Raw genomic sequence first — 23081 nt, forward strand, 5'->3', positions numbered from 1 at the left:
GAAGTGTGAGCGTTGTAACGACCAAACGAAATCTATGAAAGCCATGACAGGGGAGATTTGCCAGCACGCTCCATGGCTCAAGCAGACTTGATTGCCCAGACCCCGCGCGGTTCATCCATCCAAAAAGTCGAGGCCGGCAAATTCCTGGTGTGTGACAGCGAAAACGTGTGCTTCTTCACGCGGAGCCTCTACCTCGCCGAAGAACAGCTGGAGGAAATGGAGCTTGGCTACCGATTCCCCTACTCAACCAATTTCCGCAAAGCACACGTCTGACAAGTGGGCTATTTGAGTAGCGGATTTCGCTGAAACGTCTGGTTCCAATGGCTTATCTGTTACTCGTCCTGGTCTCATGCACCTGGCCCGGGACGCGGACCCATGTCAGCGGCAACTGCTGGGTCCGTCTGTCTAGCGAATTCAGCCGTTCTTCCGAGGCCAATTGAGCATTTCGGTCGTCCGTATCAGTCGCGACCATTGCCTGCATCTACCGGAATTTTTGGCGGATCAGCACATCTTCAGAAATTCCCAGACAAGCCTGCTGAATGGGCTCATCATGAGACCCTCAGTTGCCCGCACACCAGATGTGGTGCTGAGCAGCACGGGGAGAGCGACCCTGGGGCTGGCAGACGAGTTTCCCCGTTGAGAGCGATCAACGGGGAAATTCTCTGTGTCTTAAAGCTGTAGAAATTCAGTGCATCAGGCACAAATCAGTGTGACGCGGCGAACGTGTTTATGCGGATACTGCATCGCTCGGGGAGGACTCGCTTCTCCTCGCGGTTCCGTGGCTCCACATCGTTAAGTCGCAGCTTGGTTGCAGGTCAGCCATCGCGGCAGAGGGAGCTGCTCAAAACTCGGATCAAATCGCTCACATCATTCGATTTCATGAGAACTTGATGAGCGGATCATGAAAGAAAAATAATTACCTATTTGCGATATTTAAAGCTTTGAAATTAAACAAACAAGCAAGTGCTTAAGTCGTTCCGTTATTTCAAGGAGGACAGTATGCACAGTCAGAAGAACTCCCCGGCCTGCTTTTTGCGCTGGTCTGTGAGCAAAATTGCTGACAGGCTCTATGCGGTTGCGGCAACGGTTGACGGAAAGGACTACGACTTTGTCGGCAATTTCAAGAGCGTTCGAGAAGCGCAACAAGCAGGCCGCCGCTACGCCGAAGACCTGGTTCACAACTCGATGGCTGGTGGTCGCTTATCACTGAAGCAACAGCCTTTAACCGCTTGATCGTCCCCATTAGAACGAGACTTAAGACAAGCATGGGTTCCCCTGGAGAGTGCACCTCCAGGGTTTTACAACCTGAATCCATGGAACACTTGGGCACCGCACGAGAGCCCATGGCCAACTTCGACAACTCCACACCGTTCATGTTGCTGGCGCGAATCCACGTCAAGCCCGGTTGTGTCGACCAGTACCTGGAGCTCGCCCGTGTCACCGACGAAGCCGTTCAGGCTTCTGAGCCAGGCATGATTCATCACACCTTTGATCAGGACCCAAACGATCCCCAGGCGTTCGTTTGGTCAGAGGTCTACGCCAACGACGAGGCGTTCAGCGCCCATGTGTCTAACCCTCCCGTTCAGGAGTATCTGCAAAAGCATGCGGAGCTTGGCGATGGTTTCAGCGTTGAGGTCTACGGCACGGTCGGCGATGACTGCCGGCAGCTGATGGAGTCGTTTGGGCTTCCACTCAAGATCTTCGAAACCAAGCTCGGATACAGCAGGGTCTGAACAACCTGGCGGGAAACATCCCTCGAGTTGTGGCAATCACGCCTACGGGGGGCTGTTCAGTTCCTCCTTGAGCTTGTCGAGACGGGTTTTGAGTTGCTCGGCGCGACGGGTCGTAGGTTTGTCGTCATGGCCCTTCAGCGCTGATTTGATCACTGCGATCTCCTTCTCAAGCTTCCGTCTCTTGGTGAAGGAAAGCGCTTCCTGAGCAAGACCGATCAGGAAATCACCCCGCGGGGCATAACAAGGAGCATCTTCAGCTGACTCGTTGTGTGCGGGCCCGTCCTCAGGATCAATCATGATCTAAGGCTTTCTCGGCAACATCGGCCGCCACAAGAAACACATAGGAGAGTGCATTCATGTGACTGGCCATATCTTTGATCGATTCAATAATCTCCTTTCGCGATAAACCACTCTCCCGCTGAAGTCGAATGATCTCGTGCGTTAGACGAGTCACATGGTCGCGACCGTAGTTGTAAGCCGTCCCAAAACAATCGTCACTCTCCTCATCAGTCCTGCAGGCTGCGGCAAAGTCTGAGGCAATTTTCTGGGAAAAATCTTCAACCTGACGGCAGGGCATCGTTCTTTGGATTTGCCGAAATGTATGCGAGAAAAGAATGAAGCCCTAATAACTTTTTGAACTAATAAGTTGAATTTCGCATTCTTGCTTATCGATCATCAAAGAAACTTCATGTTTTTTCTTGGAGAAACAAAAAATTGCTCAAAATCCTTTCCCAAGACCTCGATCGATGCATCGACTCATGCAAAAGTGTCTTGCCTTGGTTGGACTGTGGTCGCAAGCCAAGGCCACCAGAAGCTTCTCTCAAGCCTCTTTTTGACTGAGACGAGCTTCCTTTCCTCGAGGACAACAACTCATCCATCGATATTCCGTCGGACTCGTGAGCATCGTTTAGGCCTGACCAGCGTCCTGCTCGATGTGCCTCACCGTTCAATAAGCGAATTTGCCATCGTGAAGCCGGGGCATCGCCTCGGCAGCAGATACTTTGCAGAGCTGTTCTCTGTTGCCGTCGCCCCACCCTTTGCCCCGTCACCGCGCCACGCACGAACCGCCGGAACAGCCAAGCGGAGAGGGCTGGCTGGTGAGCGCCGAGCAGCAGAAGGTGGTGCAGTTCAAGCCAGATGCATCCACCGCCCATGCTCAGTGGGTGGTGGTACGCAGCTACAGCTGGATTCCACCCAATCCACCGGTGCCCCAAACCCGGCGACGGATGCTGCGTCACAACGCCATCGAAGCCTGGAACACGATGCTCAAAACGGGCTGGCGGCGCTGTTCACCACCGGTGCGCTGATGGCATTCAAAAACTTGGCTTGGTCTTAGCCCTTTCCGTTGGACTCCTCAGTTGTGGCTCAGGTGTACAAGGGAAACCATGAGCGCCATGGCGCATTGACGAAAGGGCGATCAGGCGTGGAGAAAGAAGATTCAATCAGTCTCCACCCATCCCGACGTCGGGATCGAGGCCGACATCATCGATACAGGCTTGTTTGTCCACTTGGCACAACAGCTGCATCAGGTTCTTTCGATCAAGAGCTGACAACTCACCGTTGATTTCCCACTTCAGACAGGTTCTGCGCTGGCAGCTGCCGGTATGACCCTTGAGGACCTCAAACATGACAGCCTCCTTTGGGCTGATGATTTGATCCCTACGACGGATTGACCGGGTAATGCCAGAGCAGCAATACCTAACAAGCCTTGGCGCTCGACAAGGCCCTCCAACCTTGAGCTGATGAATGTCAGTGACGACTGCTGGACCCCTGACACCTCTTTCGCCAACGTGATCGAAGTTGCGATAAACCGATGAACAACGGATCCGGCACCTGGGCCAACAATCAGCCCCCCGCAGCAGCCGAAAAACTCTGGAGAGGCCTGGCTCTGGTGGGAGCCTTCCACATCGGAGGAATGCTGATCAACGTCATCTTCCAGATGATGGGCAACCACAGCCTTGATGGCATTCCCGCCAAATTCCTCGGCCTCTGAAGCGATCAGCCAAAACAATCAATTTCTTCAACCCCTCGCCCATGGCAGGGGTTTTTTATTGGCTACATGAGACGCGCCAAGCGCCGCCCAGGAGCCAGAACAATCAAGGCGAGACGCAATCATCTCGAACTGAGCACAATTACTCATTGTTAAGGGAGATTGCGCAGCATTAAGTTCTCTTCGCATGCACGAGTCGTTCCCGAGGAGTGGGCTCTTCGGGAACCTTTTTTTGAGTAAGTTCCCTACAGGTGAGTGATGTATCCAGTAGGTGGGCCTGCGGATACATCTCCTCCTATTCGATGTCCGCTTCTCGCTAACAGCCGAGAAGAGAGAAGCAGGCGAGGGAACCTGCTCCTTATTCCCTCCAGAAGCGTTTGGAGTGGTGCTCGCGCCGGCAGGGTCTTCGACCATGCGGGAAAGATTCTTATCCAGCAGTAATGCCTATTCCACCTCCTGAGAATTCCCTGAGAAACGCTCCGATCGCACCTCGAACGGCCCTCTGCTGATCCACTCTTGAAGCGAAGGCTGTGGTGCCTTCAATGCGTCAAGCAAGAGCGGGCTGAGGGGCCGGCTCTTTTTTTTTGGATCAGAAGGCCAGCAAAGGCCAGCAGTCCGCCTCACCAGCCACAAGACTGAAACCAGCTGATCCAACGCCGTGCTCCACAAGCTCAAAGCGTTGCTGCTGGCGCTGAGCCTGTGGAGCCCCCTCTCCGCAGCGGCAGCCCCGATCAGCCGCGACGATCCGGAATCCACCGACCCCGGCCGCAAGGGCATCTCAACCGCCCGCGGATCCGCCGTGGTGGTCACCGCAAATCCTCTTGCCAGCACGGCAGCACTGGCTGCGTTGAAGAACGGCGGCAGCGCCATCGATGCGCTGGTCACAGCCCAGGCGGTGCTGGCGGTGGTGGAACCCCAGAGCTCCGGCCTGGCAGGTGGCGGTTTTCTGCTGCACTGGCAGTCCAAACAACGTCAGCTTTCAGTGCTGGATGGCCGTGAAGTTGCCCCCGAACGCAGCCGCCCGGGCGACCTGCTCGACAGCGCGGGGGATCCCCTCCCCTGGCGACAGGCCACCAGCCAAGCCAACGCCATGGGCATTCCCGGCACCGTGGCCCTGCTCTGGGAGGCCCATCAAAACCACGGCCGTTTGCCCTGGGCACAAGCCCTACAACCGGCGATCCGCCTGGCCAGCGATGGCTTTCTGCCGAGCCCGCGGCTGTTGCGCTCCATTCGCCTGGTCCAGCGTTTCGGCGTGGCCCACAGTCCTGAGTTTCAAGCGCTTTACCTGCCCGGCGGCCAGCCACCAGCAGCGGATCAACCCTTCCGCAACCCTTCCCTGGTACGCACCCTGAGGCTGCTGGCCAGGGAAGGGGGACCAGCCTTTTATCAAGGGCCTCTGGCGCAGCAGATCCTGGGAGAGGTCAATGCCCTGCGGGCCAGCGAGCCGAACTTCCGCGGCTGGAGCTCCGCCGATCTGAGCAGCTATGCCGTAATGCGGCGCAACCCCCTCTGCAGCCAGCAGCTGCAGCACCGGATCTGCACAATGCCGCCCCCCAGCAGCGGTGGCTTGGCGCTGCTGCAAACCCTGGCGCTGCTGAACCAGACCAGCAACCTGACCAGCTCCAGCGCAGCTGAGCCGCAGGTGTGGCGGCAGCTGGCCCGAGCCCAGGCCTGGGCTGATGCCGACCGCCTCTACTGGGTGCACGACCCCATCGATGGAGCAGTGCCCAGCGCAGCCCTGCTGGATCCGGCCTACATCAACAGCCGGACCAGAGCCATGCAGCGCGCCAACGGCGAAAGGCCAACGCCAGGGCTACCACCAGGCATCGATCGTTATCCCTACGGCCGGCCGAATCGGGGCATCGAACAGGGCACCAGCCAGATCACCATCGTGGATGCCAGCGGCAACATCGCCTCCTACACCTCATCGGTGGAGACGATTTTTGGGAGTCGGCACCTGGTGGGAGGCATGGTGATGAACAATCAGCTCACCGATTTCGCCTTCAAGCCCAGCCTTGGCGGCAAACCGGTCGCCAACCGCCGGCTGCCTGGACGGCGGCCGATGTCATCCATGGCGCCGACAGTGGTGTTCCGCAACGGTGAGCCAGTGCTGGCCCTCGGCAGCCCCGGCGGCCGCAGCATTCCGCATCTACTCAGCCGGGTGCTGCTGGCGTCATTGGTCTGGAACGAACCGCCGGCACGGGCGGTGGGGCTGCCCCATCTCTCACGCCGGGGCACAACACTGGTGCTGGAAAGCGATCCGCCGCTGTCCTGGCCGTTTCCGCTGCAACAGCTCACAAGCGAAGCAAGCCCGCGGCGTCAGAGCATCGGCAGCGGCACTGCTCTGCTGCAAAAAATCGGTGCTGGCTGGCAGGGAGCCGCTGATCCGCGCCGCGAAGGAACGGCCCTGGCCTTGCCCTGATCCAGCCAACCAGCGATCAACCCTTGGAGCGCAGGTTCGTGAAGCTAGGAACACTATTGCCCCAGGCACGGGTGATGGCCAGGATCAACGCCCCGATCAGGGCCAGGTTCATCGCAAAGCCGCTGTCCACCGGGAAGGTGTGGAAGATCAGCGTGGTGGGCACCAGGAAGAGCAACAGCAGCGAGGCCCCCAGCACCGTGTTGCTTCCGAACACCAGCAGGATCGATCCGGCGATCAGCACCACAATCGCCGCCACCAACAACACAGAAGCCAGGGGTTCGGGGATGCCCTTGGAGGCGATGAAGCCGGCGGTTTCAGCAAAGTTGGAGAACTTGGCCGGCAGGGCATTCACAAACACGGCCGCCATCAGCACCCGGCCAAGGAAATCGAACAGCTTCGACGCAGTCATGGAGATCAGTAGCCCGCAGGGGCAGAGGAGTCGTGACCAGCACCCTAGAGAGCAACTGTTCACCAAGAACATTCACAGGCCACCAGAGGATGAGCTGATCCAGGGATGGAGATCAGCCGTCAAAGGCGGTAAGACGGAGTTCAGCAGGGTCGGGATGGGCCGAGCTCGATGCTGGAAATCAGACCCTTCACCCCCGCCGACCTCGAGGTGGTCACTGCCCTGGCCCGTGAGCAGGATTTCGCCCCAGGAATCGGCGACATCGAGATCTACGCCAACACTGATCGCCAGGGGGTCTGGCTCGCTTGGCACGACAACACACCGGTGGGCTGCATCGCGGCGGTCACCTACAACCCCGACTACGCCTTCATCGGTCTGTTCGTGGTGAAGCCGGAGCATCGGGGGCAGGGGATCGGCCGTCGGCTCTGGCACCACGCCTTAAAAACCCTCCGCGGCGTGCAGTGCATCGGCCTAGAGGCCGCGGTGCAGATGGTGGGCTTCTACGAACGAGCTGGATTTCAGAAGGACTGCATCACCACACGCCGGCAGATGCTGTTCCGCAGCGAGGCATCACTCGACGCAAGCCCGAGCCAGCGCAGCGACGTTGCCGTCGTGCCTTTGCGCGAGGTGTCGCTGGAGGCAATTCAGCGCTACGACGAACGCCATGAGATCAGTCCAAGACCTCACTTCCTTGAACTATGGCTCCGCCACAGAGCCGGAGATGTATTCGCGGCGAGGGATGCCGAGGGTGAATGCCATGGCTATGTGCGCATTCGGCCTTGCCTGCTGCCGATCGGCGAGGGATGGCGGGTGGGTCCCTGGCTTGCCGAAGACCCCGGCATGGCGTCGCTTTTGCTGAACAACGCCCTGGACCACCACAACGGTGTCGTGCTGATCGACACCCCCGGCCACAACCCGAGCGCCAAAACCATCCTCAGCGCCCGGGGCTTCAAACCGATGACGTCAACGGTGCGGATGTACAGGGGCGTGATCCCCAGGGGGCACGACCGCAACGTTTACGGCCTGGCCTGCCTCGAGCTGGGTTGATCACTGAGCGATCACTCCACCAGGAATTCGCTGCGCAAGGCCCGCGCATCCTGAATCCGCTGCCCCACCGCGAGCTGCCGCAGGCGGGTGTTCAACCAGGCGCGCAGTCGCGTGGACGACACCGACTTGTTCAGAAGACCGTCCGAAGGCTCAGGCGTGCCGAAGGGAATCGTCATCAGCCACGAACGGCGGTTCAGGCTAATCAGATCGCAGCCACGCCAGCCTCACTTTCAGCTGGTTCTGCCCTGAAAGGCAATGCGTGTTCGTGCTGATTGCCAGGGCCTTGTCCAGCCCCAAGACTGTGTGAATCGAGATCGGAGGCGTCCATGCGAGACGACGGTCCAACCGAGCAGACGTCAGAAGCCAGCTGACTTTCAGGCCCCTGCTCCAACAGTTTTCACACCTCTTGTTGGGTGCGCCCTTCGACAAGCCTTGTGCGAAAGGCCAGGCCGATCGGCACTCCATCTGCACCGTGCCAGGTGCCCAAAGGAGCTCCCATCACCCGACCCCTTGGAACATGGCCCCAGGCGCCATAAGCCAGACGCTTCGACCTTCCTTCAGCCACTTCTGATGGATTGCGTCATGCACAAACGAGCGAGTTAGGCCGCCTGTTCACCGGAACGGGACGGCCACATCAACCCTGAACACCATCGTTCAGACACAGACCCCCGGCCCCCTCCGTCACAGGGACCGGGGGTCTGCTGCTGGATCAGGCCTTGCGCTTCTGGTCGGCCTGCCGCAGCTGCTCGCGCAGGATGATCGGATCATCACAGTGGGATCTGCGGTAGAGCGCTTTGATCTTGCGTGACTCCTCATCGAGCAGCTCCAGCTCAACCGCGTCAGCCATTCCCACCGTGAAATCTTCGATCTGGCGGTCTTCAAACTGATTCTCCAGAGCCATCAACTCTTTCAACGAATCACTCATATACAGACAACTCGACGCCATCAATTTGAGGTTTTCCCGAATCTTGATGTCGGCCTGCTCACGCACATCCCGCGCCTTTTCCAGCGTGGCAATCAGATCACCACTGGCCGATTCTTCAAGCGTTGCCGCAGATACCGTCGAGGTTGTTGTACATCCCAGCACCAGCACCAGCAGCAACGCCAGAACGGATTGCAGAACCTTCATCGGAGCCCCAGAAGACAAGTCACGTTAAGGGGAGACATCAGACACCGTCCCCTCAGATGAGGGAGACATTGCTTTGAATCACCACCCCACAACCCCTCGAGTGAGTGATGTGTGGCCCACAGGTTTTGCCGATGCTGATGAAACACGAGGCGAGGAGCAGCCAAAACCATGACCAACACAACCGCGAAAGCTCAATTGCTCGATCTGCTGATCGAACCGCTGAAGGGATGCAAAGGGCTTTATGCCCACCGGCAGAACCTGATGCAACGGGTGATGCGCATGCCCGATCTGGAAGTGCGCGATCACCTCAATCGGCTCAGGGCCAGCCATTTCCCAGGCACCTGAGGCCTACAGGCCACGGGAGCGCAATTCTTAAGGAATGCTGAGAGAAGCAAAGAAAGCCAAACCCGTATCGGTTGTCGCAGCCCAGTCCAATCACGAATCCGTAGGACGGCTCGAGTTTCAAGCGTGATCCCATGGCCGAGACCCTGCGTCTGCCCTACTCCGTTCAAGGCAATGGAACTGTGGAATCCATCGGCAATCACCTGTATCGGGTCTGCGGACCAGCCGGATGCACCGTTGTGATGGGGCTCAGCAACGCCCTCTACCTGAGCCGCAACGTGCCTGAAGTGGAACACAACCACCGCTCGTGTCGGTGACAAAAAAAATTCGCCCCAACCAATGGAGCGAATCATCAAGCCGGAGCAATCCCCATCACCCGGCTCACAGCACCAGATCTTGATGCGTTGGCTGGATGATACTCATCAGGCTCCAGATCTAGGGGGAGCACTATCACTTATGCAGAGCTCCTTGATCACACATCTACGCTGCATGTGGTGGCCATCAGAGTTATGTTGAGATACCCCATCACCCGGCCCGCCCTTTCGGCGGGCTTTTTTATGGCAACACCCCAGATGTAGCGCCGGGGCAAGGAGTGCAATGGGAGTCCACAAAAAAGGAGGGTTCCCTAGTCCCCCCAGTTCGACGCAGTTTCCCCCTGTTCTGAGCTGGGGGTTACCTGTTCATTCTGTATCCCGAGGAACCAAACGGCATCGGTGATTGCACCTAGCGAACGGTCGCATCAGCGATCCAGCAGGCCGGCATCGATCTTGGCGTCGGGATTGAGCTTGATCAGCATCCAAAGCAACATGGCCGAGCAATCGCGATCACTCACGCCGTAGTCATATTTCCAGTCAGCCACCATTCCCTTGAGCTCATGCTGAGCCTGGGTGATGAACTCATCGTTCCATTCCTGCACCAATCGATTCAGTCCTCTTCGAGATCCTCTTCCCTGACATAGAAGGGTTCATCAGAGCCTGGCTGATCGTTTTCCAGCACGAGAACTTTGAGCGAATCATCACTCTCAAACACAAAGAGGCCATCTTCATCGGGATGCACCCCGTTCATTTCGGGATGCTGGTTGACGAGGCGCTTGAGGCGGCGCTTCTCCTTCCAGAACGTGGTTCCCTTTTCGACCAAATAAACCGTCAAAGCCAAGTTCACCAGCACAAGGGCGAGGAACTCCAAGGCCTGCATAGATCAAAACCGGGTTCAGACGACCCTAGCGAGAGAAGCGGGGAGCGCCATAACAAGCGATACCAAGCATTCAAAGGCAAGGAGAGGACAGGACAGAGCGTCGGCGACGGCTCATAATGAGAATGATTCTCGGATTTCGAGGAGGATGCGATGGGCCAGGTGTGCCTGATTTCAGGCCCCCCGGGGTGCGGGAAAACAACCTGGGCGCTTCAAAGGCTCCAGCAGCATCAAGGCCCCTGCGCTTACCTGCGGCTGGAGGGAGAGAAGGCAGCGGGGCTTGAACAGGGGGAAGACAGCGGAATCGACCTGACCTGGCTCAAGGACCAGGTGCCCAGGCTTGAGGAACCGGCAACAGCCAACGCGACGGACCTGAAACAGGACAACGATGTGCTGACCCTGATCGAAGTGCAGCAGTTCCATCCCCCCAGCAAGGAGGGAATTGGAGGGCTCGGAGACGACGTTCGCTCCAAGCTTGAGGCCTTGCAGCTGCACCCCGACCAACTCCTTCACTTCGGGCGAGACCCTGAATTGCCTGCGAAGGACACCTTGGAGTTCAGCAAGCTTGAGGCCTGGCACACCTCTCTTTCGGGTTGTGTTTGGGATCCCAACAGCCTGAGCAGCTTCTGGTTCGAGCTCGTGAACGGTGCCTACGGCGATGTGTACCGCGCCAAAGGCCTGATGAATCTTCCTGACGGTCGAGCATTTTTCTGCAACTGGATGGTGAGCCAGGAGTCATCCCAGTTCCTCCCCTTGGACACCACAGCACCACCGCAGGGGCGCCCCAGTCGAACCTCGGAGCTCGTTGTTCAGGGCAAGGCACTCAACCCTGAAGGCATGCAAACCACCATCAACGACTGTCTGCTCGCGGATGACGTGCTCGCCATGCAGCAACAACAGCTCCAACAACAACCCACATCGCAAGGCTGATTGACATGAACCACGCCGTCATCTCCTGTTTGCACGCCAACCTTGCCGCCGTAGAGGCGGTGCTCGATGACATCGACTCCCAGGGCATCCAAACCATCACCTGTCTTGGAGACCTTGTGGGCTATGGACCACAGCCCAATGAAGTGGTGGAACTGATGCGTCAGCGCAAGATTCCCACCTGCCAGGGGTGCTGGGACGAAGACATCATTGACGGTCTGAATGCCTGTGAATGCAGCTATCCCTCCCAGCTGGCGGAACGACGAGGCCATCGCGCCCATCACTGGACGGCCGAGCTGCTGACGGAGGAGAACAAGGCCTTTCTGGCTGAACTACCAATGACCCTGCGACGCGACAAGCTGTTGTTTGTGCATGGCAGTCCGAACAGTCAGCACGAATATCTGTTGCCTGACATGAACGCTTTTGCGGCCCTTGAACGGGTGGAAACAGCAGGGGCGGAAACCTTGTTCTGCGGCCATACCCACCAGCCCTATGTGCGCGAATTACGCCAGGGGTCCATTCGGGTGAAGGTGCAACAACACGATCAAGGCGCACCAACAGAACAGGAGATGGAACTGCCGATGCGGCGGATCGTTAACGCTGGATCCGTTGGGGAACCGCGTCATGGCAGCACCAAGGCCACCTACGTCATTCATGACGACAACACCGGAGAAGTGACGATACGAGAGGTCGACTACGACATCACCAAAACCTGTCGAGCGATCGTTGATGCGGGCTTACCGGAAGTGTTTGCCTGGAGACTCAGCCATGGCTTCGAATACGCCGAGCGAGCTGAAGACGCCAGCCACGTGTGTGAGCGCTGATGGAACGCTGGGCCCTGGTGAGTGGTCTCCAAGGAGACCTGGATCTGTACGAACAGATTCAGAAGGAGTTGAAGCAACAACGGGGTGTTGCCAATCTCTTCGTTCTCGGTGATCTGATCGGATCACAACGCAAGTGCAATGCACTGCTCGAGAGGCTGAGGCAGCCGAAGCGCGCTGATCTTCAGCCCGACTGCATCTACGGCTGGTGGGAAGAGCAGCTTCTGGCGGAGTGCGGTTACCGCGGCGAACGCAAGGCTGAAAGCCTCAGAGCAGAACAAGGCGAGGCGGCGGTTGGAGAACTTCTCGCTGCAGTAGACGCCGACCATCTCAACTGGCTTGCATCGCTGCAGTTCGGCTTCATCGAACTCGACTGCGCTTTGATTCATGGAAGCTCCGCTGACGTCGGCGACCGGCTAGCGGAAGACACCTCAGCCCTGGTGCTGCTGGATCGGCTGACGCGGCTGGATGTGAACCGACTGTTTACGGCTCGCTGTCAGCGTCAATTCCGACTGGAGCTTTCCGGTGGATCCATCCAATCCCACATTAAAGACCATGCCGGTGAACAGCAGAGCGAACAGGCTGTGCCCAAGCGAAGCGTGATCGGCATTGGAGGGGGGAGGCACTACACCCTCTACGACCCCGCAACGGATCACATCGAATTTCGAATTGCGGGAGAACCTTCCAACGCTTCGGGGCGGGGCTTTGGCTGACTGCCACGTCTCGAGATGTTGTGTCGCAGCAACTGCTGAGTGAGTTGCTCGCCTGATCACAAGACCGTCGTTTCACAACCTTTGATCCCAAAGATCACCTCTGTTTTTCAGACCCAATGACCACCGCACCAGCCACCGCCAACGTCCCCGTCACCATTCTCAGCGGCTTCCTCGGTGCGGGAAAAACCACGCTGCTGAATCACATCCTGAGCAATCAGCAGGGGGTGAAGACAGCGGTGCTGGTGAACGAGTTCGGTGAAATCGGCATCGACAACGATCTAATCGTCACCACCGATGAAGACATGGTGGAGCTGAGCAACGGTTGCATCTGCTGCTCGATTAACGGCGAGCTGATGGAGGCGGTGGAACGGGTGATTGAACGCCCAGAGCCGCTGGATTACATCGTCGTCGAAACCACCGGTCTGGCCGATCCCCTGCCGGTGGCCATGACCTTCCTGGGCAGTGAGCTGCGGGACCAAACCCGCCTGGATTCGATCATCACGTTGATCGATGCAGAAAACTTCGACGACGTCGTGCTCGACACGGAAGTTGGCCGGGCCCAGGTGATTTACGGCGACATTCTGTTGCTGAACAAGTGCGACCTCGTCTCCGAGGAGCGGCTTGAGGCCGTCGAACAGCAACTCAGAGAAGTCAAGAACGATGCGCGGATCCTGCGGTCGGTGAAAGGAGACGTGCCCCTTGCCCTATTGCTGAGCGTCGGACTGTTCGAATCCGACAAGGTGAGTTCAGCCGACGACGGTCGCAGCCATGGGCACGATCACAGCCATGACCACGATCACGGTCATGACCACGATCACAGCCATGGACACGATCACGGTCATGACCACAGCCATGGGCACGATCACACCCATGACCACAGCCATGGGGAGGGTCATGACCACGGACACCATCACCACAGCCACAACCACGGTGACCATCAGGACATCGAGGGATTTACCTCCATGTCCTTCCAAAGTGATGGCCCCTTCTCTCTGCGCAAGTTCCAGAACTTCCTCGACAACCAGATGCCCCAGGAGGTGTTCCGGGCCAAAGGAGTCTTGTGGTTCAACGAAAGCGAACGCCGCCATGTGTTCCATTTGGCAGGCAAACGCTTTTCCATTGACGACACCAACTGGACCGGTGATCGCAAGAATCAATTGGTGCTGATCGGCCGCGACATCGACCACACCACCCTGCGGAAGCAACTCAAGGCCTGTGTGGCTGATTGAGTCAAAGGAACCCGCAACCCCTCCCAAACTCGCGTTGTGGTGGTTCCGTCTTGGCGCTGGTTCTCGTAGGTCCCGTGACAACGGAATCGCCTTTGCTCAGCACCCAGAGCGGTCATTTTTCAGTAATGAGATCGAGCTCGCGATGCGCGCTGATCAAAACCTCCGCGTTCTTCTGCTGTAACGCCAGATCAGCAACGTTGCTCAAGGCCAATCAACGCGCAAGGCTGTCCATACGTTGAAAACACTCACAAGCGACGCATGGACGACCACAACCAACAAAAGCTCACGGCTCGCGAGATGGTGCGAGCCCACGCCTACCCCGTACTGGCTGCCGTCAGCAGCCTCAGCCTGCTCAGCATCGCGATTCTGCTGATCCCGCAAGCGGTCAAAACCCATCGCTACAACCGCTGCATTGATGCACAGATCACCATGCGGGCCAGCATCAATCCCAAGGGAGGCACAGATCCCGGCAAAATGAATTACCTCAAAGCCGTTGAACACTGCGAAGGCTTCTGAACCGATGCGCGCCATCCAACCGTTAACGGCACTCAACTTCTGCGTTTTGGCCCTGGTGCTGAACCAAGCACCAGGGATGGCCCACGGCAAGGGGATCTACGACACCGAAGCCGAAGCCCAGCAACGGGCCGCTGAGATCGGTTGCACCACCGTTCACGAGAACAACGGCCGCTGGATGCCTTGCGCTGATGAACGGCAGCTTCACCGACAGCTTCGCAAGCAATGAGGCCCTCCGGCACAACCAGCCGACAGGCGCGGCGCATTCATCGCTGGCTGGTGCCTATCGCCGCTGCGCCGCTGTTGATCACCGCTGGAACCGGCTCCCTTTACAGCTTGCTGCTGGAGCAGAACATTGATGCCTTTTGGCTGCTCAAACTGCACACAGGACAGTTCGGCTGGCTCAACCTTCAGCCCGTGTACCCAATCCTGCTGGGGGGTCTCACCATTGTTGTGACCGTGTCTGGGCTGACGATGCTGCTCAGGCCAGCCCGCACAAAAGGGAGTTGAGATCAATCAGCGCAAGTGCAGCCGCAGGAGCCACTGCCATGGCAGGGCTCGTGGTTGGGATGGCCGGTGGCACAGGCCTCTGAACAGAAACTCTGGCCATCGCGAACAACAACCTGGGACGCCTGAACCTCACAGGTGCAACGCGAACAGGCACAGGGAGTAGCAGGAGCCATCACAACAAATCAACCAACTGCTGTATAGGCCTAAAAAAGATGACCACAGAAGAAACACACCATTTCCACACACAATTCATGTGGAAAAATTGATAGTGATTCTCACATTACTGAGCGATCGACAAGCAAAGAGCCACTTCCAGCAACAACAACAAAAAAGAGGATTCACAAGAAAAGGCCAACAATCACAGCGCAACAGACCAAATAGCACAAGCAAAAGCAATTAAATCCGCCGCAATGCAATCAGGGGGCAGAAAAATAATGAGAACAGCAACTCAAAGCAAATGAATAAAAATAGTCAACTGAGAAGCAAGACGCTTAGCGAAATCAATGCATGGTGCTATCAAAGAGCGTCCCACCTTTCACTCACAGGTCACGACAAGGAGGCACAGGCCTTAACAGAGGAGCACATGGAGTCGCTCCAGAATGCTAAGCCCGAAGAAACACTCTGGGTCGGGCATTAACAGGCACAGCTTCTTTATCGCGGCGGCGCAATGTGTCATATCTCACTTCGAAGAAAGCAAATATCACGAGAAGAGACAAAACCAAGAAACCACATCGTGCTATAAGAGACATTAAACACGCACGAAATCTTGGAATACCCGTTCATAAATAGCTAATAGATTCCATCAGGAAAATTAGGCACGACCCGGCGTATCAAAAAGCACAAGCCAGCCCATCAATGAACACTGAGCACCAGCATCGAAAAAAGGGAGGGAGGCCCATATCCTTAAATTCGTACGAAACAGTCCGCCTTGAAAGGCCTCAAGCTGGAGAAAATATAGAAATAACAGTTAAGAATGGTGTTATAAGGATTGCGGGGAACCAATCGAACAATGCAAAAGACATAACTTTAGCTTTTGCATGCAGAGCAGATGCTTTCAAATTCCATTATCCAGAAGACCTAGAAATCACAATAGAAGCCATAACAGACACAACTTACATAGTTAAATCAATAGGCAAAAAAGGATCCGACACAAGCGATGCAATTATGGAATGGATCATTCAACTGCATATAGTGAGGAACGAGACAAATCTAGAAAACAGGCTGATGACATTTTTTAGATTACTGATAACAAGACTAGGGAAAAGAACATCAGAAGGGCTACTGCTCGAGCACACACTGCCTCATGCACGTATTGCTGAAATAGTTGGATCTACGAGGTCAACCGTATCAAGAACGATTAGCACTCTTAGGAAGACCCAACAAATTTATATTGATGAACTAAAGGGACAGATTATTTTACCTGTGGATTAGCTAACGCCCACAACGACATGTTCCACCCTTCCACTTGGAGCACTTAGATTTCTTGCAACCCTTTTTCTTATTTACTGCAAGTCGGTTTTCGGAAGACTCGGCCAAGACCCTAGAAAATGTTTCCTTCAACAATACCGTCACTAGCGGAAATGGATCTAGACATGGGGAGTGACAAAAAGCACAAAATCGCGAGTCATCTGATCCGAGTCAAGGCATACCCAAGGCCTAAGAGCGCTTGCCTCTATTGAGGAAAAAGGCAATACCAGTATCAAATAAACCCTAGCATGTATAGAAAGCTACTTTTAATTGAAGTAAACGAGTAACAGGCGACACAGCAGAGCAGCAAAATATGTTTGCCCAAATTGGGCTTTCCTGTGTGAGGAATTCAATGAAGCTTTTCCAGCAACTGCTGGTGGCTCCCGCCGCCCTTGGCCTTCTGGCCACCGGCGCCAATGCCGCCGAGCTGAACATCAACGGCGTTTCTGATTACGCGGCTTCCGCTGATCAGGTCACTAGCGTCACCCAGTTCTCCGACGTTTATCCCACTGACTGGGCCTATCAGGCTCTGGCCAACCTGGTGGAGACCTACGGCTGCGTCGCCGGCTACCCCAACGGCACCTTCCGTGGCAACCGGGCCATGACCCGCTATGAAGCGGCTGCCCTGCTGAACGCTTGCCTCGACCGCGTCACCGAAGTGACCGACGAGCTGCGTCGTCTGCTCAAGGAATTCGAAACCGAGCTGGCCATCCTCAAGGGTCGCGTTGACGGCCTCGAAGCCCGCGTTGGCGAACTGGAAGCCACCCAGTTCTCCAGCACAACCAAACTGAAAGGTCAAGCTGACTTTTTCATGGGTGGTGTGACCTATGACGACCGAGATGAGTGCGTTGAGGAAGGTGGCGCATGCGATGACGACGCTTTCTCGTTCTCATATCGCTATACCCTCAACCTGAACACCTCCTTCACTGGTAAGGATCGGCTGTACACCCGTCTGCGCACGGGCAACATGAAGAACGTCTGGACGAACAAAAACTCTTATCTGAGTGATGCTAAGTCAGGAGATAGCACTCTAAAGATTGACAAACTCTGGTACAGCTTCCCCGTTGGTGACTTCAAGTTCACCGTGGGTGCTTTGGTAGAGAACTACTACATGGTAGAAACACCAACCCGTTACAAGCCCATTCTTAAGGCTTTTAAATTGGGTGGTTATGGCTCAGTTATGGGCGCAAGCACCGGACAGGGTTTTGGTGTTCAGTGGCGTCAAAACGTTGCACCAGGCGAAGCAGCATTAAACATTGCAGCCAACTACGTGGCTGACGGTGGCGAAGGTGCAAAGTCTGATGATGGATTAGGCATGTTCGGTGATGACACCGATGGCCTTTTCTTGAGCCAAGTCGGTTATGGCAACCGCAAATGGTATCTGTCTGCCTTGTACGCCTACAAGCACGGTAAAGATGGATCCACGCCTGCAATGGGCTATTCCACTCCCGCAGCCTCTAGCTACGACGAAGGTCTCCACGCTTTCGGATTCCGCGGCTACTGGACTCCTGAGGAGTATGGCTTTATTCCAACCATCAGTGCAGGCATCGATTTCGGCTTCTCTGATGCAGATATTGCTGGCAGCACAGAGGAAGTGTTTGGTTGGATGGTTGGCCTGAACTGGAAAAATGCCTTCATTGATGGCAACAAACTGGGTATCGCCTTTGGCTCCTACTCCAGCTATGCCACTGAAGTGAAAGGTGACAGTGATCCCAATGATGGTAACTTTGCCGTCGAGGGCTATTATGACTTCCAGGTCACGGATAACATCACTGTGACTCCGGCAGTGTTCTATATCCAGAATGCTGATGGTGATTCATCGGTTGACGGTTCCGACACATTCGGTGGTCTTGTCAAGACAACCTTCAAATTCTGATCTTCACAGAACAAATAAACAGGCGCCCCTCAGGGCGCTTTTTTATTGGCATAAAAAAAGGGGGCATTTGCACCCTTGGAAAAATCAGAATGCTGTCACCAGCAGTTCTCGCCCTCTCCAATAGGAACACAAATATCTTCTTGCTCTGCCTTTTTCTTTAGAGCAGCAGCATCGGAATCCAACACACTTTCCTCATTCACATCTTGATCAGTATTCCATTCCTTAAGACCGCCAGCACTCTGTGCGTGAACAGAAGGGGCCGATGAAACAAGAAGAGACGTGGCAGCAACGAAAACTGAGATAGCAGAGGGCTTTGGCATTGGGATAGCTCAACTAATCCAATTGTAAGCAAGAGCTACACTACAAAAATCACGCCGAAGCTATCAAAAGCTACAAATCAGCTCGACAGGCGTCGGACAGCGTTCGTATAGCTTTGAAAAATCAGATCAAGTTCATCCGATCGTCCATGGCGGGCCAACAAACCCCGGGCACCAGCATCGATATTGAATAACATTGAGCGATCGTCAGCTGCCTTGACATAACTCTCAATCCAGCCGACACATACATAACGCTCACCGCTCAAAACCGGTGTAACACAATGAAGCGTGGACGACGGATAGATAACAACTTGGCCAGGTGACAAGCGAAATTCCTTCGTGTCCTCACCACCAGTTTGAATCATTAAGGATCCGCCCTCATAGGAATCTTCATCACTGAGAAAGCAGGTGAAAGACAAATCCCGACGACCATGGCGGGAGAAAGGATTATCAACATGCCATCCATAAGATTCTCCAGCACTAGATCTAGAAACCAACAAACTATGGACCTTACGAACAAGTGAAAAACTTTTGACCAGGGGGTCACTCGTTAATGCTGTAGAAATGCAATTGCTAATCGCAAGTGTGAGCTCAGCATTCGGATCAAGCTGGAAGTTTTTCTTCACCAATGCAGCCTGGTCCCCTGCAGTCAATCGACCATCTCGCCAGGGAAGGTTGGGAGCACTGAGGCGCTGCTGAAGGTCACGAACTTCAAGAAGAGGCAAAAGAGAATGCGTCAGGAAGTCCATCGTTCAGAGAATCTCAGGAATAAAAGCGATTGACAAATGCTACGAAACGGAGAGTCAAAAACAGCTGACAACTGGAATCACTGACCTAGCATAGATGAAACTATGTCTAAAAGCATGCGTAGGTTCTTTGCAGCTCTTGGCCTGGTGGCATCATTTGCTGCTCTACCTTCAGTGGAAGCCAAGGAAGTAAGGGTTTACTCAGGCCGGCATTACAACACTGATCGAGCTGCCTACAAACAATTCAGTGAAGAAACTGGGATCAAAGTCAGACTGATCGAGGCCACAGGGATATCACTAGTTGAGCGTCTTAAACGAGAGGGTAAAAATTCAAACGCTGATGTGATTCTATTGGTTGATGCTGCAAGGATTAACAACGCTGCAGAGGCAGGTCTTCTGCAGCCGGTCTCCTCGAAACAACTCCAATCGAATGTTCCTTCACGCTATCGTGATCCATCAAATCGATGGTTTGGTTTCACGAGGCGCGTCAGAGCCATCATTGTAAATCCCAATGTCGTTGATCCAAATACGATTAAGACTTATTCCGATCTTGCCAATCCAGTTCTAAAAGGAAAACTCTGTTTGCGCAAAAGGAAAAACGTATACAACCAATCACTTGTAGCCGATCAAATCATAGCGAAGGGTCAAAGCGCAGCCTCAACTTGGGTCAAGGGGATGATCAAAAATGTAACCCAGCCGTATTTCGGAGGTGATGTATCACTGATTCGTGCAGTCGGACAAGGTAAATGCGGAGTGAGCCTTGTTAATCATTACTATCTTGCACGAATGCAGGCAGGAGCAAGTGGCAAAAGCGATCAGAAAGTGACATCCAATATTAAATTAGTCATGCCAAATCCAGCCCATGTGAACATCAGTGCCGCAGGAGTTGCTAAGTCCGCAGAAAACAAAGCTGAAGCAGTTCAATTTATTGAGTTCATTTCGTCACCAAAAGGTAGTCGACTCATTGCAGGCCCAACCTTCGAATATCCACTAAAAAATCTTGGTACATCGAAAGAATTGAAAGCCTTTGGAAAATTTACCCCAGACAATGTTTCTATTAGTGCTTTAGGCGCAACTCAGAAAACCGCAATCAAAGTAATGGCAGATGCTGGCTGGCGTTGAACCAAATAACTCAACAATCGACTGAAAAATTCAAGATTTCAGATGCTTTTGATAATGACTCTCATTTAACTTGGTGCAAATAACACACCTTGCGAGCAATTTGACTTGCATGTGCGTATCATTTGGACATCAACAAGTAAAAAAATGCTGAGCACAACCAATTCAATCTCCGCTTCATCTATCGCTTGCGGACCATCAGGTCGTGCAATCGCAGAAGCGATTGACTCTGATCTTCTAAGCGCGATCCAAGCCCACCTCAACATGGAGAGGCAAGCCCATGCTTCCTATTTCGCTGCAGCAATCTGGTTTGCCGAACGGGAGTTGAGGGGATTTTCCCGATTCTTCCGAGACGAATCCAACAGCGAGCATGAGCATGCTGCAAAATTCGCGGAATACATCATTGCTCGAGGGCAAAGCGTTGCACTACAAGTGGTCGATGCTCCCTTGCAGAACTGGGCATCCCCTGCAGATGTGATGGCAACCGCATTTCAAATGGAGGTTGACGTCACAGCTTCGTTGCAACAGCTGTATTCAATGGCAGAGAGAGCGAGCGATACGCGTACCACGGTGTTTCTCGACCCGATGGTGGAAATGCAAACCCAGTCAGAACATGAATTTGCGCACCTTCTTGGACGGGTGAAGTTTGCAGATAATCAAGCAGCGGCTTTATTGCTCATCGACAACGAGCTAGACCAAGGAAATAACAAACCTGCATCTCTTCAGGGTTAATTCACTCACGACCAGAAAGTTGATTAACACACATCAACTTTCTGATGTCACATATTTAGGCCTTGTGGGTCGATTACGTAACATTTTATATCCCGCATTAATGATTTAGGCGATACTTCCAGATATTCAGAAATAAGCCGATGCGACCAGCCTTGGCTTCTTAATGCCATTGCAATCTTCAGTCGTTTTTTACGCCAACCGTTAGGAGACCCTAAATAGTGTGAAACTCTTGATGTTGAGATTGAATTCATGGCATAAGCCCTTTATTTGAGAGATGATACAAATAAAGCACGCGAATCAATCAAACAACAATTGAATGATGTCTGCCAACATCATATAAGCAAGACTGGTGTATAGCTAACATCAATCTAGAACGTAGCCAATGATGCTCAAGCGAGATACATATACGAGCAGAGGAAACTAATTGAAGTTATTGTATGATTTTAATTGGAGTGATGACCTCATTCAAGGTCGAATTAAGGATGCCTGATGGAGTCAAACACTTCGAATGCCCTGATGATGAATACGTTCTAGAGGCAGCAGAGCAGGCTGGGATTGATATGAGTTATTCATGCAGAGCTGGAGCATGCAGCACTTGTGTAGGGAAGATCATCGAAGGAACAGTTGATCAATCTGATCAAAGTTTTCTGGATGATGAACAAATGCAAGACGGCTATTCACTTCTATGCGTAGCTTATGCAACATCAGATTTGATCGTAAAGACTGATTGCGAAGAAGAGCTTTGGTGACAATGGATGGAGCGATAAGATCATCTCAGAATGAAAGTACTTAGGGAGAACGAGATTAGTTTGGTTGATCAGTATCTCAATGCATCCTGTTTCAACAAAATAAGCGACAGAACCTATCAGAACATGCTGCGTTACGAATCAAAGGCCGATGCAATCGAAAAAAAATTGATTAAAAGGATCAAAGAACAAGTAAGGCACGGAAAGGTTGTGCTTTCTTCTGAATCAAAGGTGAAAGCTTGATCAGCCTGGATGTGATAAAGAATACAGCCAGTCGTCTTCTCTGAGAGAAAACATAATCAAAAGCATCAGAAAATAAGAAAAATAAAATCAGATGAGCACCAGTCAGATACTTTGGATTGATCTCCAGCCATCACTGTATTGCCTTTTCAAGCGGACAGCGCAAAGCTTGGGTCAGCATTTTGAAGTCAAAAGATGGTCATTCGAACATGATCTTGATGAATCATGTGATGTTGAAGTCGTTCACAGCCTAATGAGGCACACGATAGAAAACTCTTCAATTCCAGTTCATCTTGTAGGCCACGGTATAAGCGGTACAATTGCATATTTATTTGCTCAAAAATATCCCAACAACATATCATCAGTTTCCGTGCTATCAGTAGATACTCACTCGACAAATCAATGGACTAGTCATTATCAGAGTATGCGGAGCCAATTACCCTGCTCAAGATTTCATATTTTAAGCTATCTAAGCCGACTATTGGTCGACAGACAAACTGAAAAAGTTGTCAATATTATGGCGCGACTGTTAGCAAAATGTTTGGATAATGATTTAGTGTATGGATCGATTGTCAATAGCCAACCAATCACAAATCTAAACAAAGCTGAGGTTCCAATACTGGTGATTAATGGTGAAAAAGACTTTGTTGTTGATGAGCAGTGTGATATCAGATGGAGACACTGCCTAAAACCTGGAGACTGCTACCAAAAAATTTCTAACGGACGCCATTTCTTCCCATTTACAGAGTGGAGTAAAACTGCAAAAATGATCGAATCATTTGTAAAGATGGTGCCTGAGCAACATCAGAACCAAGTCCCTAATAGCTGCAAGAATCTGAGTATTAGTAAAACCAACTCATGAATC

General features: G+C 53.7%; 34 protein-coding genes. 22 read left to right on the forward strand and 12 right to left on the reverse strand.

Going from position 1 to position 23081, the window contains the following annotated elements:
- The first annotated feature begins 72 nt into the window (after positions 1-72).
- From SynA1562_RS07500 to SynA1562_RS07510, 3 genes are all read left to right on the forward strand, one after another.
- Positions 73-273, forward strand: a complete 201-nt coding sequence (locus tag SynA1562_RS07500) for a hypothetical protein (RefSeq protein ID WP_186493359.1) — start codon at positions 73-75, stop codon at positions 271-273.
- Positions 274-963: 690 nt separating this feature from the next.
- Positions 964-1233 carry a hypothetical protein gene (locus SynA1562_RS07505; RefSeq protein WP_255445592.1) on the forward strand — a complete coding sequence of 90 codons (270 nt, stop codon included), beginning with the start codon at positions 964-966 and terminating at the stop codon, positions 1231-1233.
- A gap of 110 nt (positions 1234-1343) precedes the next feature.
- Complete coding sequence (locus SynA1562_RS07510; RefSeq protein ID WP_186495357.1) at positions 1344-1733, forward strand: putative quinol monooxygenase; 390 nt, start codon at positions 1344-1346, stop codon at positions 1731-1733.
- A gap of 42 nt (positions 1734-1775) precedes the next feature.
- Here the strand turns inward: SynA1562_RS07510 and SynA1562_RS07515 are convergent, their stop codons facing one another.
- On the reverse strand, positions 1776-2030 hold the full coding sequence (locus tag SynA1562_RS07515) for a hypothetical protein (protein WP_186493360.1): 255 nt from the start codon (positions 2028-2030) through the stop codon (positions 1776-1778).
- A complete protein-coding gene (locus tag SynA1562_RS07520; protein WP_115082438.1) occupies positions 2023-2310 on the reverse strand; it encodes a hypothetical protein in 288 nt (95 codons plus the stop codon). The genes SynA1562_RS07515 and SynA1562_RS07520 overlap by 8 nt, the downstream gene beginning before the upstream one ends.
- A 442-nt stretch (positions 2311-2752) precedes the next feature.
- Between SynA1562_RS07520 and SynA1562_RS07525 the strand changes: the two genes are divergently transcribed.
- Positions 2753-3040 (forward strand): DUF1651 domain-containing protein, encoded by a 288-nt coding sequence (locus SynA1562_RS07525; RefSeq protein ID WP_255445593.1) that lies wholly within the window; start codon positions 2753-2755, stop codon positions 3038-3040.
- A gap of 135 nt (positions 3041-3175) precedes the next feature.
- On the opposite strand, the gene SynA1562_RS07530 is transcribed toward SynA1562_RS07525, so the two are convergent.
- Positions 3176-3361, reverse strand: coding sequence for a hypothetical protein (locus SynA1562_RS07530; protein WP_186493361.1), 186 nt, complete (start codon positions 3359-3361; stop codon positions 3176-3178).
- A gap of 185 nt (positions 3362-3546) precedes the next feature.
- Between SynA1562_RS07530 and SynA1562_RS07535 the strand changes: the two genes are divergently transcribed.
- Positions 3547-3726, forward strand: coding sequence for a hypothetical protein (locus SynA1562_RS07535; protein WP_186493362.1), 180 nt, complete (start codon positions 3547-3549; stop codon positions 3724-3726).
- Between the two features lie 655 nt (positions 3727-4381).
- On the forward strand, positions 4382-6145 hold the full coding sequence (locus SynA1562_RS07540; protein ID WP_186493363.1) for a gamma-glutamyltransferase family protein: 1764 nt from the start codon (positions 4382-4384) through the stop codon (positions 6143-6145).
- Positions 6146-6161: 16 nt separating this feature from the next.
- On the opposite strand, the gene SynA1562_RS07545 is transcribed toward SynA1562_RS07540, so the two are convergent.
- A complete protein-coding gene (locus SynA1562_RS07545; RefSeq protein WP_255445594.1) occupies positions 6162-6554 on the reverse strand; it encodes a DoxX family protein in 393 nt (130 codons plus the stop codon).
- Positions 6555-6722: 168 nt separating this feature from the next.
- On the opposite strand from SynA1562_RS07545, the gene SynA1562_RS07550 reads away from it, so the two are divergent.
- Entirely contained in the window at positions 6723-7598 is an 876-nt protein-coding gene (locus tag SynA1562_RS07550) for a GNAT family N-acetyltransferase (protein WP_186493365.1), read from the forward strand.
- 11 nt (positions 7599-7609) lie between these two features.
- On the opposite strand, the gene SynA1562_RS07555 is transcribed toward SynA1562_RS07550, so the two are convergent.
- The 3 genes from SynA1562_RS07555 to SynA1562_RS07565 all read right to left on the reverse strand — a co-directional run bounded on the left by SynA1562_RS07555 (position 7610) and on the right by SynA1562_RS07565 (position 8727).
- Positions 7610-7774: a hypothetical protein gene (locus tag SynA1562_RS07555; RefSeq protein WP_011364523.1), complete on the reverse strand. Its 165-nt coding sequence runs from the start codon at positions 7772-7774 to the stop codon at positions 7610-7612.
- A gap of 221 nt (positions 7775-7995) precedes the next feature.
- Positions 7996-8163, reverse strand: a complete 168-nt coding sequence (locus SynA1562_RS07560) for a hypothetical protein (protein ID WP_186493366.1) — start codon at positions 8161-8163, stop codon at positions 7996-7998.
- Positions 8164-8307: 144 nt separating this feature from the next.
- Positions 8308-8727: a hypothetical protein gene (locus SynA1562_RS07565; protein WP_186493367.1), complete on the reverse strand. Its 420-nt coding sequence runs from the start codon at positions 8725-8727 to the stop codon at positions 8308-8310.
- 168 nt (positions 8728-8895) lie between these two features.
- Here SynA1562_RS07565 and SynA1562_RS07570 point away from each other — a divergent pair, with 168 nt between their 5' ends.
- Positions 8896-9072 carry a hypothetical protein gene (locus tag SynA1562_RS07570; protein ID WP_186493368.1) on the forward strand — a complete coding sequence of 59 codons (177 nt, stop codon included), beginning with the start codon at positions 8896-8898 and terminating at the stop codon, positions 9070-9072.
- Positions 9073-9203: 131 nt separating this feature from the next.
- Entirely contained in the window at positions 9204-9386 is a 183-nt protein-coding gene (locus SynA1562_RS07575) for a hypothetical protein (RefSeq protein WP_186493369.1), read from the forward strand.
- 422 nt (positions 9387-9808) lie between these two features.
- Here SynA1562_RS07575 and SynA1562_RS07580 read toward each other — a convergent pair whose 3' ends face one another.
- The gene (locus SynA1562_RS07580) at positions 9809-9985 is read right to left on the reverse strand and encodes a hypothetical protein (RefSeq protein WP_255441738.1); all 177 of its coding nucleotides are present in this window, start codon (positions 9983-9985) and stop codon (positions 9809-9811) included.
- 8 nt (positions 9986-9993) lie between these two features.
- On the reverse strand, positions 9994-10230 hold the full coding sequence (locus tag SynA1562_RS07585) for a hypothetical protein (RefSeq protein WP_255445779.1): 237 nt from the start codon (positions 10228-10230) through the stop codon (positions 9994-9996).
- 183 nt (positions 10231-10413) lie between these two features.
- Here SynA1562_RS07585 and SynA1562_RS07590 point away from each other — a divergent pair, with 183 nt between their 5' ends.
- The 7 genes from SynA1562_RS07590 (at position 10414) to SynA1562_RS07620 (ending at position 14973) form a co-directional block, all read left to right on the forward strand.
- A complete protein-coding gene (locus SynA1562_RS07590; protein ID WP_186493372.1) occupies positions 10414-11190 on the forward strand; it encodes a GTP-binding protein in 777 nt (258 codons plus the stop codon).
- Positions 11191-11195: 5 nt separating this feature from the next.
- Positions 11196-12011: a metallophosphoesterase gene (locus SynA1562_RS07595; protein WP_186493373.1), complete on the forward strand. Its 816-nt coding sequence runs from the start codon at positions 11196-11198 to the stop codon at positions 12009-12011.
- Entirely contained in the window at positions 12011-12721 is a 711-nt protein-coding gene (locus tag SynA1562_RS07600) for a phosphoesterase (RefSeq protein WP_186493374.1), read from the forward strand. The genes SynA1562_RS07595 and SynA1562_RS07600 overlap by 1 nt, the downstream gene beginning before the upstream one ends.
- A gap of 116 nt (positions 12722-12837) precedes the next feature.
- Entirely contained in the window at positions 12838-13950 is a 1113-nt protein-coding gene (locus SynA1562_RS07605) for a GTP-binding protein (protein WP_186493375.1), read from the forward strand.
- A gap of 258 nt (positions 13951-14208) precedes the next feature.
- Positions 14209-14466 (forward strand): hypothetical protein, encoded by a 258-nt coding sequence (locus tag SynA1562_RS07610; protein WP_186493376.1) that lies wholly within the window; start codon positions 14209-14211, stop codon positions 14464-14466.
- Between the two features lie 4 nt (positions 14467-14470).
- The gene (locus tag SynA1562_RS07615; protein WP_186493377.1) at positions 14471-14692 is read left to right on the forward strand and encodes a DUF3721 domain-containing protein; all 222 of its coding nucleotides are present in this window, start codon (positions 14471-14473) and stop codon (positions 14690-14692) included.
- Positions 14689-14973, forward strand: coding sequence for a hypothetical protein (locus tag SynA1562_RS07620; protein WP_186493378.1), 285 nt, complete (start codon positions 14689-14691; stop codon positions 14971-14973). The genes SynA1562_RS07615 and SynA1562_RS07620 overlap by 4 nt, the downstream gene beginning before the upstream one ends.
- 2 nt (positions 14974-14975) lie before the next feature.
- Here SynA1562_RS07620 and SynA1562_RS07625 read toward each other — a convergent pair whose 3' ends face one another.
- Positions 14976-15146: a conjugal transfer protein TrbI gene (locus tag SynA1562_RS07625; RefSeq protein ID WP_186493379.1), complete on the reverse strand. Its 171-nt coding sequence runs from the start codon at positions 15144-15146 to the stop codon at positions 14976-14978.
- Positions 15147-15828: 682 nt separating this feature from the next.
- Here SynA1562_RS07625 and SynA1562_RS07630 point away from each other — a divergent pair.
- Both SynA1562_RS07630 and SynA1562_RS07635 read left to right on the forward strand, forming a co-directional pair.
- The gene (locus tag SynA1562_RS07630; protein ID WP_186493380.1) at positions 15829-16404 is read left to right on the forward strand and encodes a helix-turn-helix domain-containing protein; all 576 of its coding nucleotides are present in this window, start codon (positions 15829-15831) and stop codon (positions 16402-16404) included.
- Between the two features lie 388 nt (positions 16405-16792).
- A complete protein-coding gene (locus tag SynA1562_RS07635) occupies positions 16793-18316 on the forward strand; it encodes an iron uptake porin (protein ID WP_186493381.1) in 1524 nt (507 codons plus the stop codon).
- A 95-nt stretch (positions 18317-18411) separates the two neighbouring features.
- Here SynA1562_RS07635 and SynA1562_RS07640 read toward each other — a convergent pair whose 3' ends face one another.
- Both SynA1562_RS07640 and SynA1562_RS07645 read right to left on the reverse strand, forming a co-directional pair.
- Positions 18412-18636: a hypothetical protein gene (locus tag SynA1562_RS07640; RefSeq protein WP_186493382.1), complete on the reverse strand. Its 225-nt coding sequence runs from the start codon at positions 18634-18636 to the stop codon at positions 18412-18414.
- Positions 18637-18713: 77 nt separating this feature from the next.
- Positions 18714-19382, reverse strand: a complete 669-nt coding sequence (locus SynA1562_RS07645) for a Fe2+-dependent dioxygenase (protein ID WP_186493383.1) — start codon at positions 19380-19382, stop codon at positions 18714-18716.
- A gap of 114 nt (positions 19383-19496) precedes the next feature.
- On the opposite strand from SynA1562_RS07645, the gene SynA1562_RS07650 reads away from it, so the two are divergent.
- From SynA1562_RS07650 to SynA1562_RS07665, 4 genes are all read left to right on the forward strand, one after another.
- The gene (locus tag SynA1562_RS07650) at positions 19497-20501 is read left to right on the forward strand and encodes an extracellular solute-binding protein (RefSeq protein WP_186493384.1); all 1005 of its coding nucleotides are present in this window, start codon (positions 19497-19499) and stop codon (positions 20499-20501) included.
- Positions 20502-20645: 144 nt separating this feature from the next.
- Positions 20646-21230: a ferritin gene (locus SynA1562_RS07655; RefSeq protein WP_186495359.1), complete on the forward strand. Its 585-nt coding sequence runs from the start codon at positions 20646-20648 to the stop codon at positions 21228-21230.
- 455 nt (positions 21231-21685) lie between these two features.
- Positions 21686-21979, forward strand: coding sequence for a 2Fe-2S iron-sulfur cluster-binding protein (locus SynA1562_RS07660; protein ID WP_186493385.1), 294 nt, complete (start codon positions 21686-21688; stop codon positions 21977-21979).
- 331 nt (positions 21980-22310) lie between these two features.
- Positions 22311-23078, forward strand: coding sequence for an alpha/beta fold hydrolase (locus tag SynA1562_RS07665; protein ID WP_186493386.1), 768 nt, complete (start codon positions 22311-22313; stop codon positions 23076-23078).
- Positions 23079-23081 lie beyond the last annotated feature (3 nt).

Origin of the sequence: Synechococcus sp. A15-62 (assembly GCF_014280075.1) — a bacterium.
Taxonomy (GTDB): domain Bacteria; phylum Cyanobacteriota; class Cyanobacteriia; order PCC-6307; family Cyanobiaceae; genus Parasynechococcus.

What these genes read in the sequence shown, in the direction of transcription:
- SynA1562_RS07635 (WP_186493381.1), top strand. Translation starts at nt 16,793, where the DNA reads ATGAAGCTTTTCCAGCAACTGCTGGTGGCTCCCGCCGCCCTTGGCCTT.
- SynA1562_RS07575 (WP_186493369.1), top strand. Translation starts at nt 9,204, where the DNA reads ATGGCCGAGACCCTGCGTCTGCCCTACTCCGTTCAAGGCAATGGAACT.
- SynA1562_RS07665 (WP_186493386.1), top strand. Translation starts at nt 22,311, where the DNA reads ATGAGCACCAGTCAGATACTTTGGATTGATCTCCAGCCATCACTGTAT.
- SynA1562_RS07615 (WP_186493377.1), top strand. Translation starts at nt 14,471, where the DNA reads ATGCGCGCCATCCAACCGTTAACGGCACTCAACTTCTGCGTTTTGGCC.
- SynA1562_RS07545 (WP_255445594.1), bottom strand. Translation starts at nt 6,554, where the DNA reads ATGACTGCGTCGAAGCTGTTCGATTTCCTTGGCCGGGTGCTGATGGCG.
- SynA1562_RS07555 (WP_011364523.1), bottom strand. Translation starts at nt 7,774, where the DNA reads ATGACGATTCCCTTCGGCACGCCTGAGCCTTCGGACGGTCTTCTGAAC.
- SynA1562_RS07660 (WP_186493385.1), top strand. Translation starts at nt 21,686, where the DNA reads ATGACCTCATTCAAGGTCGAATTAAGGATGCCTGATGGAGTCAAACAC.
- SynA1562_RS07535 (WP_186493362.1), top strand. Translation starts at nt 3,547, where the DNA reads ATGAACAACGGATCCGGCACCTGGGCCAACAATCAGCCCCCCGCAGCA.
- SynA1562_RS07520 (WP_115082438.1), bottom strand. Translation starts at nt 2,310, where the DNA reads ATGCCCTGCCGTCAGGTTGAAGATTTTTCCCAGAAAATTGCCTCAGAC.
- SynA1562_RS07515 (WP_186493360.1), bottom strand. Translation starts at nt 2,030, where the DNA reads ATGATTGATCCTGAGGACGGGCCCGCACACAACGAGTCAGCTGAAGAT.
- SynA1562_RS07550 (WP_186493365.1), top strand. Translation starts at nt 6,723, where the DNA reads ATGCTGGAAATCAGACCCTTCACCCCCGCCGACCTCGAGGTGGTCACT.
- SynA1562_RS07630 (WP_186493380.1), top strand. Translation starts at nt 15,829, where the DNA reads ATGAACACTGAGCACCAGCATCGAAAAAAGGGAGGGAGGCCCATATCC.
- SynA1562_RS07625 (WP_186493379.1), bottom strand. Translation starts at nt 15,146, where the DNA reads ATGGCTCCTGCTACTCCCTGTGCCTGTTCGCGTTGCACCTGTGAGGTT.
- SynA1562_RS07640 (WP_186493382.1), bottom strand. Translation starts at nt 18,636, where the DNA reads ATGCCAAAGCCCTCTGCTATCTCAGTTTTCGTTGCTGCCACGTCTCTT.
- SynA1562_RS07645 (WP_186493383.1), bottom strand. Translation starts at nt 19,382, where the DNA reads ATGGACTTCCTGACGCATTCTCTTTTGCCTCTTCTTGAAGTTCGTGAC.
- SynA1562_RS07605 (WP_186493375.1), top strand. Translation starts at nt 12,838, where the DNA reads ATGACCACCGCACCAGCCACCGCCAACGTCCCCGTCACCATTCTCAGC.
- SynA1562_RS07650 (WP_186493384.1), top strand. Translation starts at nt 19,497, where the DNA reads ATGCGTAGGTTCTTTGCAGCTCTTGGCCTGGTGGCATCATTTGCTGCT.
- SynA1562_RS07620 (WP_186493378.1), top strand. Translation starts at nt 14,689, where the DNA reads ATGAGGCCCTCCGGCACAACCAGCCGACAGGCGCGGCGCATTCATCGC.
- SynA1562_RS07600 (WP_186493374.1), top strand. Translation starts at nt 12,011, where the DNA reads ATGGAACGCTGGGCCCTGGTGAGTGGTCTCCAAGGAGACCTGGATCTG.
- SynA1562_RS07590 (WP_186493372.1), top strand. Translation starts at nt 10,414, where the DNA reads ATGGGCCAGGTGTGCCTGATTTCAGGCCCCCCGGGGTGCGGGAAAACA.
- SynA1562_RS07610 (WP_186493376.1), top strand. Translation starts at nt 14,209, where the DNA reads ATGGACGACCACAACCAACAAAAGCTCACGGCTCGCGAGATGGTGCGA.
- SynA1562_RS07565 (WP_186493367.1), bottom strand. Translation starts at nt 8,727, where the DNA reads ATGAAGGTTCTGCAATCCGTTCTGGCGTTGCTGCTGGTGCTGGTGCTG.
- SynA1562_RS07510 (WP_186495357.1), top strand. Translation starts at nt 1,344, where the DNA reads ATGGCCAACTTCGACAACTCCACACCGTTCATGTTGCTGGCGCGAATC.
- SynA1562_RS07595 (WP_186493373.1), top strand. Translation starts at nt 11,196, where the DNA reads ATGAACCACGCCGTCATCTCCTGTTTGCACGCCAACCTTGCCGCCGTA.
- SynA1562_RS07530 (WP_186493361.1), bottom strand. Translation starts at nt 3,361, where the DNA reads ATGTTTGAGGTCCTCAAGGGTCATACCGGCAGCTGCCAGCGCAGAACC.
- SynA1562_RS07570 (WP_186493368.1), top strand. Translation starts at nt 8,896, where the DNA reads ATGACCAACACAACCGCGAAAGCTCAATTGCTCGATCTGCTGATCGAA.
- SynA1562_RS07500 (WP_186493359.1), top strand. Translation starts at nt 73, where the DNA reads ATGGCTCAAGCAGACTTGATTGCCCAGACCCCGCGCGGTTCATCCATC.
- SynA1562_RS07655 (WP_186495359.1), top strand. Translation starts at nt 20,646, where the DNA reads ATGCTGAGCACAACCAATTCAATCTCCGCTTCATCTATCGCTTGCGGA.